Genomic DNA, 16107 nt, shown 5'->3' with positions numbered 1-16107 from the left:
TCAGCTCAGGCTGGCCTGTAGCTGGCGCGCATGTCGATTCTGCGGATCGATATCCAGCGCACGTTCAATGTATTCGCGAGCGCGGTCATAATTTCCAAGCTTGTGGTGGATGTCCGCCAGGTTGATCAGGTTCACCACGCGATCCGGACTCATATTGTAAACCTTCTGCGCCGCCTCCAGAGCCTGATGGTATTCGCCAATACGCTTGTTGGAAATCGATAGATAGAGCCAGAAATCAGTCAGGCCAGGATCATGCTCCAGGTAGCTGCTCAGGATCTCCACGGCGCGATTGTAATCCCGTTCCTTGAAGGTCAGAACGCCCATGATTTTATTCAATGCGGGCACATCGGCGCGCAAAGTATAGGCGCGATTCAGGTACTGCAGCGCCTCCTCCAACTTGCCGTCGCGCGCCAGGCTGCGACCTTTGCTGAACAGATCCTCGAATTCAAGGTCCGCTCCCTCCAGGGCCTTATCATGCATCGACTCCAGTTCGTCATGGATATCGATGTCAATGATCACGCGCTCCGGCTCTACGACACTCTCGCTTGACCGTAGATCGGCCGTCTGCTCGTGAAAGCCAATACGGACGAAGGACAGGTCGTCGGTCAGCTCGCCGTAACTCTTGATTGCATCGACCATGCGATGAATGTCGCCATCGCCTTCTTCCACTCGCCGCAAGAACAGGTATTCGTCTTCGTTGATCGTGCGAACCACTTCGCCCGGCGTAAGATCAAGGTCGTCGCGGCCGTCAGAGCCCATGATAACCACGTCGCCGCGCTGCAGCTGAAAGAACTGAACTTTGAAGGGGATTTCGGACTCGAGGCCCAACTTGCGCAATTGCAGCTCCTCTTCGATGAAGGAAGCGCGCCCGTTGCGATACAGTACAGTGTGCGGATGCTCGGCGTTGAAGTAAAACATCTCGCCGCTCTGCTCGTCAATAGCAGCCAGCACGCAGGAGATGACCATGGAGCCATTGAAGGCCATAAAAACGCCGTGGATCTCTTCGTAGACGTCGGTCAGCCAGCGCTCGGGCGTTGTATTCATGATGCGGTTGTTCTTAGCAGAACGGGCCATGATTGTATTCATGACCACGCCCATGACCAGGGAGCCGCCGGCGCCCTGCATCGATTTGCCCATGGCATCGCCATTGAGCGCTACGATGTAACGTTTGTGTTTCTCCGGCGTGCCCAGGCGCAGGTTGCCGGTCAGACAGATATCGCCGCCAAGGTCGGCCTTCTTCGTGCGGAACTCGAATTTCTTCTTTTGTTCCAGATAGAATGCTGTTGATATCAGCTTCGACTTGTTAGCATTGTAGTTGAGCGGCTTCTGCAATAGCGAAGTCAGAAAGTAGTCGCCATCCTGCTGCGTTTTCAAGGCCCGAACTTCATCAAGCGTTTGCTTGAGTTCGGCGGTACGCTCCTTGACCTTTTCTTCCAGATTGTTGGCGTAGTCCTGCAGTTTCTCCTGGGCGTCGCGAATGGACACCACCATGGAGTTGAAGGAGGATGCCAAAAAGCCAATTTCGTCGTGCACATGGACCGGCACCTTGGTCGTCAGGTCGCCGCCGTTCACCTGGGTAACGCCTCCCACCAGTTCATTCAGCGGCGTGATCAAGCTTCCGGAAAAGAAGCGCGGAAAAGCATACAGTAGAACAACCAGCACAATCAGAAGAATCAGGATCTGCTGCAGCGCCGCCGGCGACATATAGCGTCGGTAAGTCAGGTAATCAAAGCCCACCTCGTAGGCGACATTCTGCTTTTCATCGACAACAACAAACCCAGTGTAGTGGCGGTAATGATCCTTGTTTTCGCCCATGATACGCCGAAAGTGGCGCGTTTCCTCTTTTTCAAAGGGCGCCAGAAAACGCATGATATCCCGCTTCAGTTCGGCGCCCTGCAGATCCGGGTGCGCCGTCAGGTAGGCTTCCATTGCCAGCTGTATCGGCTGCAGGCGATCCTCGGTCTTGGCAATGTAAGCCAGAAGTTCCTCTCGAAACTTCTCCTCCTTCATCGCATGTACTTTGTTGGAGGCGACCTGCGTGTCGGTGCGGATTTTTGCCAGAAATGCGAACAATGCTTCGCGCAGTTGATCGTCTTCTAGATTTGAGCTGTCGATAAAGCGCTTGATCAAGTCGCGATAACCGCTGAAAAACGGCTGCCGCGTCTGACCAATCAAGGACAACGCTGATTCGCGAAAATTTACGTCATCGAGGGCGCGCAATTGGCCATAGATCATGGCATTGGCCAGATCCTCTTTGTGCCCCTCGAAGTCGACCTCGGCTGGCGTCGGCATGAAAGCAGGCGCGATGCTGTCATCGCCTGGATTGTAACGCACAATATAGCGAATATCATCGTGACGTTCGCCGCCTTCCAGAGCGCGTTCGGCGTATTGAATGCGCAAGGAGTCATACTCCTCCTCGCGGTCGCGCAGCGTAAAAAAGCTGATGCCCTGCATCATCAACAGAAAGGTAACCAGCGAAACGCCAAGGATCTTGGCCATGAAAGAGGTGCGATCCTTGGTGCGGTTGATGTAGAGCACCAGCATGCCGAAATAACCGAGGACCGTCGCCAGCGTGAAGGTAATCACGAAGGTGTCGCGGGTAATGCGACCGTCGCGCTGAGCCACATTGAAAAGCGCCGGGATGAAGAAGGCGACGAAGATGCTGCCCATGATAAAGGCGATGGTCCAGCGATCCTTGCCCTTGGTCTTAATGCTCTTCCAGGCGCCAACGCCGATGGCGTAAAAGAAGAAGAGCATGATTACTGCGCCAAAGATCTTGCTGAAGAGGTCGGCGTCAAAATCCCACAACTGACCGTTCAGGATGAAAACCTGATGGGAGCGGAGGGTAATCACTATGAAGGCGACAGTGAAAGTGATCGATACAAGGTACTGCAGCACCCACGTAAGTCGGGCCGCGCGCGGATGAGTGTTTTCCGGAAACTTGTAGGCCCACTGCGCCATGTGGATGGCGGGCGCCAGAATCAAGCCGACAGTGAACCAGCGATGGTAGCTGGCCAGCGGTCCGTAGTAGGCGTGCGCCAGAAAGTAGATGAAATTGAAGGGCGTCAGGGTGGCAAACACCAGACCGAGGGCCGTGGTGCTCTTCGAACGATGCTTGAGCGTCAGTAAGAAGACGGCAACAAGGAGCGTGAAGATGCCCGCCAGCAAGTTTGCGAAGGCATAGAAGTTGAAGTAGATGTTCAGGCCATAGAAGAACTGGTTGAGAAAATCCACGGGACCCCCTTCCCGGGCGACTCGACCGCCGGCGAAGTATGTCCGGGCTTAGCTTTCCCCGGACGCCTTTTTGATCATCGGAGCGGGGGCCGCGTCAATTGGAAATTATTTGGCGCAGCTCTGGGACGCAGCCGCGACTTATGGTGCAGTGCAATGTAAGGGATCTACGCCGCACTAGCGGCGCTCGAGTTTACGACGGCCCAACTCGTCCATGGCCGCTTGCATCTGGATTTTACGGGCCAGCGCAACATCCATAGCATGACCGGCGCGATGGGCTATGAAATGCGCCTCCACCGGCCGGGCCAGCAGGTATAGATCGCCAATCAGATCCAGGGCTTTGTGGCGTACGCATTCTTCCGGGAAACGACGCTCATTCAGGTAGCCATCATCGGTAAGCACGACGGCGTTTTCCGCGGATGCGCCTTTGATGAGGCCCCTGGCCTTCAGCGCCTCGACATCACGCAAAAAGCCAAAAGTGCGCGCCGGCAGGATTTCGCGGGCAATTGTCTCGTCGTCCAGATCCATTGTCATCGATTGGCCGCGCAAGTCAGGATGATTGAAATCGATGGTGTAACTGATGCGCAGGCCATCGTGCGGCAATGCTACCAGGTATTTGTTGCCATCGACCACCCAGGCCGGGTTTTTCAACTGGATGGGACTCAACTCCTCGTCCAGCTCAACGATCCCGGCGCTGGCAAAGGCGGCATAAAATTCCGCTGCCGAACCATCCATGATTGGAATTTCCTGCGCATCAAGAAAGAGGTAGAGGTCCGTAATGCGCAGCGCCGCCAGTGCGGCCAGCAGATGCTCCACAGTCTGCACGCGCCAGCTGCGATTGGCCAGAGTGACGGCATTGACTGTTTCTGCAACGTGGAAGGGCGATACGGGAATTTCACCGTTGCTGGCCTTATTGTGCCGGAATACCAGACCGCTGCCGGCAGGCGCCGGTTCACAACGCAGATGCACGATCTCTCCAGAGTGCAAGCCAACGCCGCTCAGATCGATAGTATGCGCGAGTGTGCGCCGGCGGCAAACAGCCTTCGTCTGGCCTGCCGCCTGCCGCTCAAGAAGCATTGATAGGTCGCTCATAGTCTCCATGGCCGGGTGCCTTGCAGGCTATCAGAGCAAAGGTTGTGCCAGGGCGGCTGCCAGCGTACAATAATCGCCGCGGCCCCGAAACTGGCCCCGATAGCCCCATTCAGGCAATTCTACGACAATTGCCAAATGCGACGCGGCGACGCCGGCCAGGATCCAGGCCCGGAAGCCCTGTGGTATACCTGCAACGGCTGTGGTATTTTTGCCACAGCCGAAGGGCGCCGCCACACAAATGGCTCAATCGATCCGCTTGATGGTGGCCCCGCTAAAATCAGCCGCAAAAATAGCATTTTGAATGATGGCCAGATTTCCCTCCAGCGCTGCAGCGGGAAATGTCGCCAGCGAACTTACCTGCCAGGTCAGTGTGTTGATCACCCGGATGCGATTGTTGTTGTAAGCGCCAATGTAAACGTTCACACCATCCGATGCCGCACCGCGCGGACTGTTGAAGGTTGCTGATGAGGCTGGCCCATCATTGGCGCCGGTCGTTGCCAGCTGGCCGGCAATCGTATCCACGCGCGCCGTCACGACATCCACGCGTCGAATCACCTGAGAGCCAGAGTCGGGCAGATACAGGTAACGAAAGTCGTATCCCATTCCGATTATGGCCGGCAGCGTTGCCGCCTGGCCGATTCCATCCGTTGTTCCAGCGAGCCCCGTCTGACCTGCCAGCGTGGTAACTGTGTAATCGCTCAAGCGAATGCGTCGCATTGGTGCTCTCTCCCACGTAGAGGGAGTCGCCAATGCGAGCAATGGCCGAAGGCGCCGCAAAGGTCGCTGCCGTGCCGACGCCATCCGCCGAGCCCGCTACGCCGGCCTGTCCTGCTACGGTGATTGTATCTCCGGTATACTTGTTCACGCGCCGAATCAGCTGGTTGTTGCTGTCCGCCACGTAAATGAATGCCCCTAAGGGAACGCCTGAACGCAGCCCCTGGAAGCGGGCTACCGATCCGGAACCATCGGCCGAGCCTGGCGAACCGGCCAGTCCGGCCAGGGTGATGACCTCAGCAGTACGCAGGTCCATGCGCCGAATGTTATGGTTCCCCTGATCAAAGATATATACGTATTCACAATCGCTGACCAGCCCGCGCGGTTGTCCAAACCGAGCAGCGGCCCCAATGCCGTCGACACTGCCAATCATGCCCTGCGCGCCTGCCGCCACCGATAGGACACCCTGCAATTGCAGCGGGTAGGGAAGATTGCTTTCTTGAGTACAAGTCGGCCAACGCTGCAAACTCAAAGCCATCAGCAAAGACTGGCAGCTGCCATCGGCGTTGCTGCAGGACGAATCGATACTGTTGCAAAATGTGTTAAAAAATAGGGCGGTTATGCAAAGGAACAGTGATACTCGGGAAAAAGCGGCCGGCAATCGGCCGCGCATTGCTGAGTAGCTACAAACCTTCACAGAAACCTCAGAGATATTCGGCCTTACGGTTGAATTCGAGAAAACGCTCGGGCAAAGCGAGCTCAAATTGCAGCATCTCGCCGGTGTGCGGATGTTCAAAGGCCAGCTTGCGAGCCAAGAGCAGCATGCCAAAACGCTCGTACTGCGCCGCCGAGCGCGAGTAGATCGGGTCGCCAACCACCGGCGCGCCCAGGTGCGCTAAATGAACTCGAATCTGATGCGTCCGGCCAGTCAAAATGGAAAGGTCGACTGCTGAATACTTTCGTCCGTGGCGGGAAGCGATTGTATCGCGGACCCTGTATTCGGTTATGGCCAGCCTTCCCGCCGGATCGACGCGCATCCCGCGGCGATCATGAGCTCGACGAGAGAGGGCCAGTTCGATGCGACCCGCTGAGGGTTGCGGCGCAGCAAGCAGCCAGGCAAAATAGATTTTCTGCACTTGCCGCTCGGCAAAGAGGCGCGACATTTTCCGATGTGTGACCGGATCGCGGGCCACGGCCAGCAAGCCTTCGGTGTCTCGATCCAGGCGATGCACAACGCCCGGGCGCGACGCAAGTTCCGGGGCATCGGCAAAGGCAGCGCTCCAGCGTTCCTTCCAGACGTGAAGCAGGCCATGGACGATACTGGGGCGCGAATCGCCGGGTCCTGGATGCACAGCAATCCCCGGCGGCTTATGCAGGACTGCCAGGTAAGGGTCTTCGTAGACAAACTGCAGGCCAAGGTCCACGGCCTGCAGTTCGCTGATGGCCGGCGGGGCGCTGGCAAGCTCATAGCATTCCCCGGCGCGAACCTGCCTGCTGGCTTTGACTTCTCCGGGTCCGCTGACCAGACCGAGGTCGATGCAGCGTTGGATCTGGCTGCGACTGCTTCGGTCGCCCAGGCATGATGCCAACCACTGATCCAGACGCAGACCCTCATCTTCGTCTGCCACCACCCATTGCCCGCTCAATATCATGACCGATGCTCTAGGACTGCAAAGCGCGCCGGGAGGTCCGCTTCTTTATGGGAAATGCTCCGGAATCTATGCAGCGAAAAAAGGGTTTCCGGATTTGGTCCGTCCCAATATAGCTGCCTGCAGGCGAGGAGCTTGGTCCAGAGCAACCGGAAATACCCTGGATTTGTTGGTCCGTTCCCCGCTACTTCCACGACTTGAGTCAAAATTAGGAGCCTCCGAATTATGAAAAAGCTGATACTTACTGTCAGCGTAGCCGTTGCTCTCGGCGCTATGTTCACCGCTTGCCAATCCTCGGGCGACAGCTCGTCTTCACGCGGCGGCAACCTGGGCAGTGGCGCACTGGGCCTCGCCAACCGCGCTCTGGCCGTCCTGAACTATTCGCCAAATCAGGCTGGCTACGGCTACAAGAGCACCGGACCCGGATCTGACGTAAACACATGGGTCACGACCGCTAAAGACCAGATCAACCAGGCGCTGAGCCAGGTGGGCGATGGCTATGTTCTTCAAGTAACTGGCCACACCGATAGCACGGGACCGCGCACCGCTCCCGGCGATGGCCGTCGCGGAAACGAATGGTACAGCGAACAGCGCGCCCGCGGCGTGATGGCTGCACTGGTACGTGCCGGCGTTCCAGCCGACAAGATGATTGCCAAAGGCGTAGCGGACGACGAGCCTGTTTCGGGAGCTGCTTCCGATAGCCAGGTTCACCGCCGTGTGACCTTCCAGATCGTTCCGAAGCCCTGATCTAAGTCAGACTTCATAACGAAATGGCAAAGGGGCGATCCGCAGGGGTCGCCCTTTTTGTTTGTTGCGATGACTGTGCCTCCTGAAATTCGCCTTGGTCCGCTGCAGCTGGGAGCGCGCCCGCATATTGCGGCGATCCTTGAACGACCGCTTTCCTCTGCGGAGCTGTCGCAATTGAGTGCGGCGGGGGTCAGTCTCCTCGAACTGAGAGCCGACAGCTTCCAGGGCGGTCCGCATGGCGCGGCGGAATTTACCGCGAGGCTCGACCCGCTTCTGCGCCAGTCCTTTGGTTTGCTGGCCACCATCCGCGAGGGCGACGCCTGGCATGGTTCGCAGCGATTGGCCGCCTTTCACAGCCTTGCACCTCTGGTCGATGCAATCGATGTAGAATTCGAATCTCTGCAACGCGACGAACTGGCGGCGCTGGCTCATGACCAACGCAAGCTGCTCTTACTTTCCACGCACGATTTTCAAAGCGCCCCAACGGACGCGCAATTGGATCTGACGCTTCTGGAAGCGGACCGCCTGCAGGCTGCAATCGTCAAGATCGCAGTGCGCGCACGCAACATCGAGGAACTGGAGCGGCTCCTGAACTACTGTGGAAAACATAAAGAACGCGGACTGGTCATGATTGCGATGGGCGAGGCCGGCTTGCTATCGCGCGTCGCTGCTCCGTTTTTTGGCAGTCTGATCAGCTACGGATACCTCGACCATCCCAATGCGCCCGGTCAATTGAGCGTCCGCGAACTGCACGAACTTTTTTTGAAATTCAGCCCCGCTTATCGATCTGCTTACGCTTGAGCGCGCTGCCTGCAGCGCCTCCGGCGCGGATTTTTTGTCCTGTTTTCCGCGTGCGCTTGAGGTTCGCCTCCAGCACGGGAGTCGCTTTCCACTTTCGTTCGAACTTAAAGTAATTCGCGCTGTCCTTGACCGGAACAAAGGACATAGCCCGCTCTGTAAAGGCCGTGATCGAAAGACTGGGGTTTACGCCAGGATTTGCCGGAATCATTGATCCGTCGCAAACCAGCATATTCTGATAACCGTACACGCGGTTTTGACTGTCGATGACGCCTTCCTCGCTGTTCTGGCCGATGCAGGCGCCGCCCAGGATGTGCGCCGTGGTCGGCACGTCGAGCAGCACTTCATTGTAGCTGCTGACCGGGAAGCCGCCCGTTTTTTGCGCCAGGCGTCGGGCAAAATCATTGGCCGCAGGGATATAGGTCGGGATCTTTTCGCCGCGACCATGCTCAGAGGTAAGCGACTTCGTGAACGGCCAGATCCAGCGCCGGCGCCGTTCGAGCCGGATGGAATTGTCCAGGGTCTGCATTACAAGCAGTATGATCGTCTCTTTTGCAAAGCCAAAGGGAGAAAGGGAGCGCAAGAAAAGCAGCGGATGCCGCAAAATATTGAGCAGGAAGCGCATGGGACGCGGAATGGCGCCGCCGCCGTCGGTCATAATTGTCGATAGCCCGCCCATGACATCGGAGCCGGCGGAATAGCGCACCGGTTCGATGTGCGTATGTTCATCGGGGTGTACACTGGAAGTGATGGCAATTCCATGGGAGTAATCAACTTTTTGCCCCGCGGCGCGGACGCCGACGATGGACTCGCTGTTGGTGCGCACCAGACCGCCCAGCGTTGCAGACAGGCGCGGCAGTCGCCCATTTTGCTTGAGCTTCAACAGTAGCGACACTGTTCCCAGAACGCCCGCGGAAAAGACCACGCCGCGCGTGCGCAGTCGGCGATGCGGATAGCCAAAAAGCCCGCTCGGCGATCTGGTGTGAATTTCATAGCCGGCGCTGCCGTCCTCGGAGAGGGAGATCAGATCCACCGCCTGCGTCTCAGGAAAAACTTTCGCGCCCAGCTTTTCAGCAAAGTAGAGGTAGTTCTTGTCCAGGGTATTCTTGGCTTTGTAGCGACAACCAACCATGCAGCCGCCACAAAAGTTGCAACCGCGCCGCAGCGGACCTTCGCCGCCAAAGTAGGGATCGCTTTCACGCTCGCTGTCTCCAAAGTAGACGCCGACCGGCGTGGGCGTGAAGGTCTGTTCGCAGTTGATATCGCGGGCGGTAGCAAGCATCAACTGATCGACCTCCCAGAGCTGCGGATTCTTGACCACGCCAAGCATGCGCTGCGCCAGCTGGAAGAAGGGCATCAATGCCCGGTCGCCGCCGATGCCCTTTACTATCCGATGGGCAAAGAATTGCTTTTTCGGAACATAGAGCGTGTTTGCATAAACCAGACTTCCGCCGCCCACGCCGGCGCCGCTCAAGATCATCACATGGTTGAGCAGGTTGATGCGCTGGATGCCGTAGCAGAAGATTCGCGGAAACCACAGTGACTTAAAGATGTTCCAGTTTGTCTTCGGATAGCTTTGCTCATTCCAACGCTTACCGGACTCCAGTACAGCCACCGAATAGCCCTTCTGGGCCAGCCGCATGGCGGAAACGCTGCCGCCAAATCCAGAACCGATGATGACGTAGTCGAAATCAAAACTGTCTTTGCTGCCTGCTGCGCTCATCTGCATTCCATGGCTGAGCGCCCCTGGGTCCTGCAAGCGCAAAAAGACCGCGAACGACGCAGCGCGCAGCTTGACCGAGGGCCGCTATCAGGCCAGACGGATTGCGGAACAGGGAATTTTCTCCATGCCAGCCGAAATCGAAATCAGCGACGTCCGAACCTGGCGTCGCCATCTGCATCAGCAACCAGAGCTGGCTTTTGAAGAGCGTGGCGCCGCAAGTTTTATCAACGATCGCCTGCTGGAATTTGGCTTCGAAGAGATCCACGGCGGGATTGCCGCCACTGGCGTCGTCGGCGTCCTGCACCGCGGCCGGGGGCCGGCCATTGCTTTGCGCGCCGATATGGATGCTCTGCCTCTGCAGGAGCTCAATCAATTTGCGCATCGATCGCGCCATGAGGGCTGCATGCATGCCTGCGGCCATGACGGTCATACGGCTATGCTGCTGGGTGCAGCGCGAGCGCTGGCGCGCGATCGTACATTTGAGGGCAGCGTTTACTTCATCTTTCAACCGGCCGAAGAGCGAGGCGGCGGCGGACAGGCGATGTTGCAAGAGGGCCTGCTGGAACGATTTCCCATCGAAGAGGTCTACGGACTGCACAACTGGCCGGCGCTGCCGCTTGGCGTCATCGCCTTGCGCTCCGGGCCGGCGATGGCGGCCTGCGACTTTTTTGAAATTTCCATCCGCGGCCGAGGCGGACACGCCGCCATGCCGCAACAGGCGATCGATCCAATCCTGGCCGGCGCCGAGCTATGCCTATCCCTGCAGCGTATCGTCAGCCGACTGGATCCATTGCAATCCGCAGTTCTTTCTGTGACGAAGCTGCGCGCCGGCGAGGCCTACAACATCATTCCGGAAGAGATGTTTCTGGCGGGCACAGTGCGCACGCTTAACGCGGAGACCCGGACGCACATCGAAGCCGAGATCCGACGCTGCGCCGAAGGGGTGTGCAGCGCTCACGGCGCAAGCGTCGACATAAACTATATTCACGGCTATCCGGCCACCATCAACCATCGCGTAGCAACCGAACACTGCCGTCGCGCCGCCGAGGCTGCGGTCGGTAAGGACGCTTTGATCCTCGACCCTCCGCCAAGCATGGGCAGCGAGGACTTCTCCTATTTTTTGCAACAGCGCCCGGGTTGCTACATCTGGCTTGGAACCGGCGGCGGACCAAACACGCCCGGCTTGCACAGTCCCCACTATGACTTCAATGACGAGGCCCTCGAAATTGGGATCCGCTACTGGCTACAGTTAGTCCATACTCGCCTGGGCCGCCCCTGATCGCAAGGCAGCAAGACTGAAGAGACATAATCCTTCAGGCTTTCAGGCGAAAATCCGATAGAATCAGGGTATGCAGTCTCCGGCCATAGGACCTCGCGACTCGAGACGCTTGCGCGGCGCCGCGACCGGAGGCGGAGCTGCAAGCGGGGCCAGCCAGACCGGGGCCCAGACCGCCGCCAGTGGCGTTCGTTCCGGATCTTCCTTTCAGGAAATTCTGGAAGAAGTGATGCCGGCGCAGCGCAGCGAAACCCGCGATTTGAAGCAACTCTGGAGCGAGTTGCCCGAGGCGGAACGCCAGCTGATCGAAAAACAGAGCGATGAAAATCTGCAACGCTACAAGCAGCTGGTCGCCGCCATTGCTCGCGAAACCTTGCGGCGCAACACACGCATTCGTAAGATTCGGCGGCGCAGTCGCTCCGGGGACGAAGTCGAGCTGAGCATCGTCGAGTTTGTCGATGAGCGCCTGCAGCGCATGGCTAACCTGATCCATTCCCGCGGCAACTCCGCCTTTCAAATCTTGAAAGCAGTGGAAGAAATCAGAGGAATCCTGATCGATGTCCGTGAATGAGACTCTTGCGGTCTGAGCCGCCGACTTCGGCCGGAATCGCCATGCCAGGCCGTCTGGCCCTGGTCGGCGCCCTGGCGCTGCTCGGAGCGGGCCCTGCGACAATGCCTGCCGCCGCTGAGCCGGCCGCAGCTGCTTCTGCACAGAATAGCGCGCCGACGATCCCCCTCTTCTATCGTATTCCGCGCGGCGCCTGGCTGCAAGAAGACGGCGGCCTCTACTTGCAGGTGGAAGCAGATAACGTGCTGCTGGCGCGTCAGTACGGCACAAGCGGCGCCCAGGCCATTCAGCTATCAGTGAAACAGCAGGTGCGTGGGGAGTACTGGGCATGCGTGGAATCGGTTGCGCCACGCGAATTCAAGGCGGATCGCGAGAAGCCAACGCCGCTGCAAGCGCGCCTCGATTGGGTCGATGCCGGCGAATGCTTGATCCTCAACTTCATGCCGAATCGACGACTGCAGCTGACCGCATTGCCGGAATCAGCCGCAGCCTGGACTGTCAGTTTTCTGCCGCCCGGCATGCTGCGTGCGGCAGCCGAGCGTCCGCTTCCTCCGGCGCCGCCGCCAGAGGATCAGAGCAAGCCGGCGGTTCCGGCGGCCAGCGACGCCGGCGCCGAGGCTGGAGGAACGCGGCCGCCGCATACCGGAAGGGAGACTCCGATCACGGCGCAGCCAAATCCAGATCCGACGGCCGAAAAACCCGCCGCTGAGAAACCGGCCCGCGGACAATAGCCGAGTATCATTCTCCGTATATCAAGCGCGGCAGCCAGGTCGCCAGCGAGGGAGCGACTACGGTAATCAGCAGCGCGATCAGCTGCAGTCCGATGAAGGGAACAACGCCGCGATAGATGTGGACCGTTTTCAATTCGGGAGGCGCAACGCCGCGCAAATAGAAGAGCGCGAATCCAAAGGGAGGAGTGAGGAAGGAAGTCTGCAGATTCAGCGCGACCAGAACGCCCAGCCAGATTGGATCGAAACCCATCGCGAGTAGAATCGGTCCGGCGATAGGGATCACAATAAAGACAATTTCGAAGAAATCCAGAAAGAAGCCCATCAAGAAGATCACCAGCATGACCGTCGCCAGCGCCGCCCAGCGACCGCCAGGCAATGCGCTCAGGGCCGTTTCCACCATCAGATCGCCCTCAAATCCGCGGAAGACCAGGGAGAAGAGCGAAGCGCCAATCAGGATCATGAAGACCATGGCAGTGATGCGCAGAGCCCCCTCCAGGGAACTGCGCAGTCGCGACAGGTCCATCTGGCGACGCACCGCGCTCAGCGCAATGGCGCCCATCACTCCAACGGAAGCGGCTTCGGTCGCAGTGGCCACGCCGGCAATGATTGAGCCAAGGACGCCGAGAATCAAAAGCAACGGCGGCGCCAGAGCATGGATAATTTTTTGGCGAAGCTCGCCCGGCTCAACAGCCTGGCGCTCCGCAAGCGGCACGGCCGGCGCGGATTCTGGATGGCGCCAGGCTTTCCAGCCGACAAATAGTATATAGAAGATTACCAACAAAATTCCCGGCGCCAGAGAGCCCAGGAACAAGTCGCCCACAGTGACCGTGCGCGCTGAATAATTGCCCATTGAAAGCTGCGCCTGCTGGTAGGCGGAGCTGATCTGATCGCCGAGAATAATCAGTACGATGCTGGGCGGAATGATCTGTCCAAGCGTCCCGCTGGCGGCGACAATGCCGGCGGCAAGTTCCGGCTGGTAGCGGTAGCGCAACATCGCTGGCAGCGATATCAGGCCCATGGCGACTACCGTGGCGCCAACGATCCCTGTCGACGCCGCCAGCAGCGCGCCAACCAGACAGATTGCGATAGCCAGTCCGCCGCGCAGACCGCCAAAAAGCAATGCCATGGTTTCGAGGAGTTCCTCGGCGATGCGCGATTTTTCCAACAGCACTCCCATCAATACGAATAAGGGAATGGCAATCAGGGTATCATTGTTCATGATCCCGAACAGTCGCGCCGGCAGAGCGCCCAGCAGCGGCAGATCGAAATGGCCGGTCAGAGCGCCCAGAAATGCAAAGGCCAGCGAGACCCCGGCCAGACTGAAGGCGACGTGATAACCGCTCATCAGCGCGGCGATTACAACCAGAAACAGCGCCACAGGAAACAGGATGTCAAGGAACGTGTAATGCACTGACCCGGCCTTGCGCCGCAGCAAGGCGAAGCAAGCGCTTCCAGAGTCGCCTTGCCGCCGCAGCAACAGAGTCATACCCAGGGCGGGCGCCTGGCTGCAGCGTCAAGACAAAGGCGCTCAGCGCAGCGGTTGCGGACGGACTGGCAGCATTGCAACGAAGCGAACACGGTAGCTGTGCTCTTGCCGCTGGCCAATGCTGAAATCCTGCCAGCTGATATCGGTCGCAGGCGCCGGCTGGCCGCTGTTGTTGCGCTCAATAGACAACACTGCGGGCGGCAATCGGCCGCCTGGACGCACCGGGCCGGGGCGCTGGCCAGGCAGATAATCGCGATCCTCATAGCGAACGCGAAAACTCAACTGGTACTTTGCGCCCGGAATATCCTCGAGGTTCAGCAATGCAGCATTACCGCTGGCTACGCTTTCAAAGACGCGATTATCCGAAAGCCGCCGGGCCGAGGCGAGAATGACCCCAGGCAGCGAGTCCGGGGCAAGTTCAAAGCGTAGCGTCTCGCGCCGCGCCTCTGGCTTCTTGAACAGCACTTCGAAGAGCGGATAGTGATCGAAACTCTGATTGGCCGGCCAGGTATCGCTGAAGCCCTTGCCAACCAGATAGCTCTGCCAGTAGGGATGCGCTTCGGTGAAAATGGAATTGGGTCGCGCAGCGGCGCTGGTGGCGCCGGGGACGGTTCCAATGAGTGTGATTGATTCAATGGGCTTGCCCGGCCCGATAGCTTCTGCTGGAAATTCGACGCCACGGTAAACGACGCGCACTTGTAGATTGTAGCGGGCGCCGTCGACATCATCAAGATTCAACAACGCGCGAGTTTCGGACGCCAGCGGGCCAACCTCGCCATAGGAGACGCCCGGCCGCTCGACCAGCATTCTTGAGGTGTAGGGGTTCCAGCGACCCGATTGCGCCACGGATTCCACAGTGCGCTCGCTTCCCTCGCGCACTGCCCTCACTCTCAGTTCCAGTTCGCTGTTATCAACCGGTCGACCCTGGCGATCGCGGGTTGCCAGACGGTAGGAAAGGCGCGCCGGCAAGACCAGGGGTCCGTCCATCCGGTAGCTGAGCGATCCGTGGCGTCCAGGCATCGAGGCCTGAAAGCTGCGCAGCGGATCCAGAATACATTCGCTGCGTGTGCAGGGAGTGGAATCATCGTAACCGCCCCAGGATCTACGCGCAAAGCCAAAGCGAAATCGCTGCAAGGCCTCGTTGATTCGATCGTCGCTGACGCCAGTCTTTACAAAAATTTGAAATACATAGCGTTTGTTTTCGCGATCATAGGCTAGCGACTGAAGCGTGTTGTGATGTTCGAAGCCAAAATAGGAACCCAGGCTGCGTGCGGCGCCGCGCGCATCAGCGGTCTCCACCAGCAGATCATAGAATTGCATCCAGGAACCGCCCGATGGAGGCTCCGGCGTTTCCAGAAAATACTGCAAGAGTACGATGCCGCGCTGGCCATTCAGCGTTGCGGCCCGTCGTTCGCCGGCAAATTCATAGAGCGTGTCAACATTGAAGTCGGGATTCAGCTTGAAGTAGAGCTGCCCTTCGGGGGGCGTGCGCGATCCGGGCGCACCTGGGACCCGCAGGCCGCGCAGCACCTGCAGCGTCCCAAGTTGTTGAGGGATGAAGGCGCTATCCTCTGGAATCTGGGCCATGGCAGGGCCGGACGGCGTCATCGGAACCATCAACCTTGCTTCCAGGCCGCGATTGCCTGAGGTTTCGATATCAGTCTGCAAAGCGGCGCGACTGTCGCGCTGGCCATTGCGACAGCCAAATCCGGAACTGCCCTCCTCTCGGATCGAAAAGAATAGCATCGGGCTGCAGACCGGCTGGCCCATGGGCCTGTAGCTTACAGCGACGTAAGCCAGACGCAGCGGGATTTGATCCGGCCCCCACGCGCCGCGCACGCTAACACGTACGTTTACGGTAGCGGCAGTACGATCAAGGACAATGCGCTGCGCCTGCAGCCAGGCCAGGGGCAACAGAACGAGAGCCAGTACGATCTTGCGAATCCAGGACTTCATGGCCGATCCCGTGGCAAGGAAGCAAAGTCCAGTCATCTCCTTTTTCTGGGCCGATGCTCAGAGTAAATGAGAGTGCGTCGCCATTGCCGGCGGGCAATCCGCTGCCGAACAATTTACAGCGACAATTTTCAAACAA

At 58.6% G+C, this 16107-nt stretch carries 12 protein-coding genes and 1 pseudogene; 6 read left to right on the top strand and 7 right to left on the bottom strand.

Annotated elements, in window-relative coordinates:
* The 3 genes and pseudogenes from K1X75_14355 to K1X75_14345 form a co-directional block, all read right to left on the bottom strand.
* Entirely contained in the window at positions 1 to 3234 is a 3234-nt protein-coding gene (locus K1X75_14355; GenBank protein MBX7059244.1) for a SpoIIE family protein phosphatase, read from the bottom strand.
* Positions 3235 to 3328: 94 nt separating this feature from the next.
* Positions 3329 to 4308, bottom strand: a pseudogene (gene lpxC / locus K1X75_14350) (UDP-3-O-acyl-N-acetylglucosamine deacetylase).
* 258 nt (positions 4309 to 4566) lie between these two features.
* Positions 4567 to 5040, bottom strand: a complete 474-nt coding sequence (locus K1X75_14345; GenBank protein MBX7059243.1) for a hypothetical protein — start codon at positions 5038 to 5040, stop codon at positions 4567 to 4569.
* A gap of 32 nt (positions 5041 to 5072) precedes the next feature.
* Here K1X75_14345 and K1X75_14340 point away from each other — a divergent pair, with 32 nt between their 5' ends.
* Positions 5073 to 5225, top strand: coding sequence for a hypothetical protein (locus K1X75_14340; protein MBX7059242.1), 153 nt, complete (start codon positions 5073 to 5075; stop codon positions 5223 to 5225).
* A 516-nt stretch (positions 5226 to 5741) separates the two neighbouring features.
* On the opposite strand, the gene K1X75_14335 is transcribed toward K1X75_14340, so the two are convergent.
* Positions 5742 to 6689, bottom strand: a complete 948-nt coding sequence (locus tag K1X75_14335; protein ID MBX7059241.1) for an RluA family pseudouridine synthase — start codon at positions 6687 to 6689, stop codon at positions 5742 to 5744.
* 222 nt (positions 6690 to 6911) lie between these two features.
* Here K1X75_14335 and K1X75_14330 point away from each other — a divergent pair, with 222 nt between their 5' ends.
* Both K1X75_14330 and K1X75_14325 read left to right on the top strand, forming a co-directional pair.
* Positions 6912 to 7433 carry an OmpA family protein gene (locus K1X75_14330; GenBank protein ID MBX7059240.1) on the top strand — a complete coding sequence of 174 codons (522 nt, stop codon included), beginning with the start codon at positions 6912 to 6914 and terminating at the stop codon, positions 7431 to 7433.
* 75 nt (positions 7434 to 7508) lie between these two features.
* Positions 7509 to 8234, top strand: a complete 726-nt coding sequence (locus K1X75_14325; protein ID MBX7059239.1) for a type I 3-dehydroquinate dehydratase — start codon at positions 7509 to 7511, stop codon at positions 8232 to 8234.
* Here the strand turns inward: K1X75_14325 and K1X75_14320 are convergent.
* The gene (locus K1X75_14320; GenBank protein MBX7059238.1) at positions 8203 to 9960 is read right to left on the bottom strand and encodes a GMC family oxidoreductase; all 1758 of its coding nucleotides are present in this window, start codon (positions 9958 to 9960) and stop codon (positions 8203 to 8205) included. The genes K1X75_14325 and K1X75_14320 overlap by 32 nt on opposite strands.
* 118 nt (positions 9961 to 10078) lie before the next feature.
* Here K1X75_14320 and K1X75_14315 point away from each other — a divergent pair, with 118 nt between their 5' ends.
* The 3 genes from K1X75_14315 (at position 10079) to K1X75_14305 (ending at position 12529) form a co-directional block, all read left to right on the top strand.
* Complete coding sequence (locus K1X75_14315) at positions 10079 to 11233, top strand: amidohydrolase (protein MBX7059237.1); 1155 nt, start codon at positions 10079 to 10081, stop codon at positions 11231 to 11233.
* 70 nt (positions 11234 to 11303) lie between these two features.
* Positions 11304 to 11801, top strand: coding sequence for a YaaR family protein (locus K1X75_14310; protein MBX7059236.1), 498 nt, complete (start codon positions 11304 to 11306; stop codon positions 11799 to 11801).
* Between the two features lie 41 nt (positions 11802 to 11842).
* On the top strand, positions 11843 to 12529 hold the full coding sequence (locus tag K1X75_14305; protein ID MBX7059235.1) for a hypothetical protein: 687 nt from the start codon (positions 11843 to 11845) through the stop codon (positions 12527 to 12529).
* Positions 12530 to 12536: 7 nt separating this feature from the next.
* Here K1X75_14305 and K1X75_14300 read toward each other — a convergent pair whose 3' ends face one another.
* Both K1X75_14300 and K1X75_14295 read right to left on the bottom strand, forming a co-directional pair.
* Positions 12537 to 14015, bottom strand: coding sequence for a TRAP transporter large permease subunit (locus tag K1X75_14300; protein MBX7059234.1), 1479 nt, complete (start codon positions 14013 to 14015; stop codon positions 12537 to 12539).
* 42 nt (positions 14016 to 14057) lie between these two features.
* On the bottom strand, positions 14058 to 15971 hold the full coding sequence (locus tag K1X75_14295; protein MBX7059233.1) for a hypothetical protein: 1914 nt from the start codon (positions 15969 to 15971) through the stop codon (positions 14058 to 14060).
* Positions 15972 to 16107: the final 136 nt, after the last annotated feature.

It is taken from the genome of Leptospirales bacterium, assembly GCA_019694655.1.
GTDB lineage: Bacteria > Spirochaetota > Leptospiria > Leptospirales > Leptonemataceae > SSF53.
Note: the sequence above shows the minus strand (reverse complement) of the source record. Positions and strands in the feature narration are given on the sequence as shown.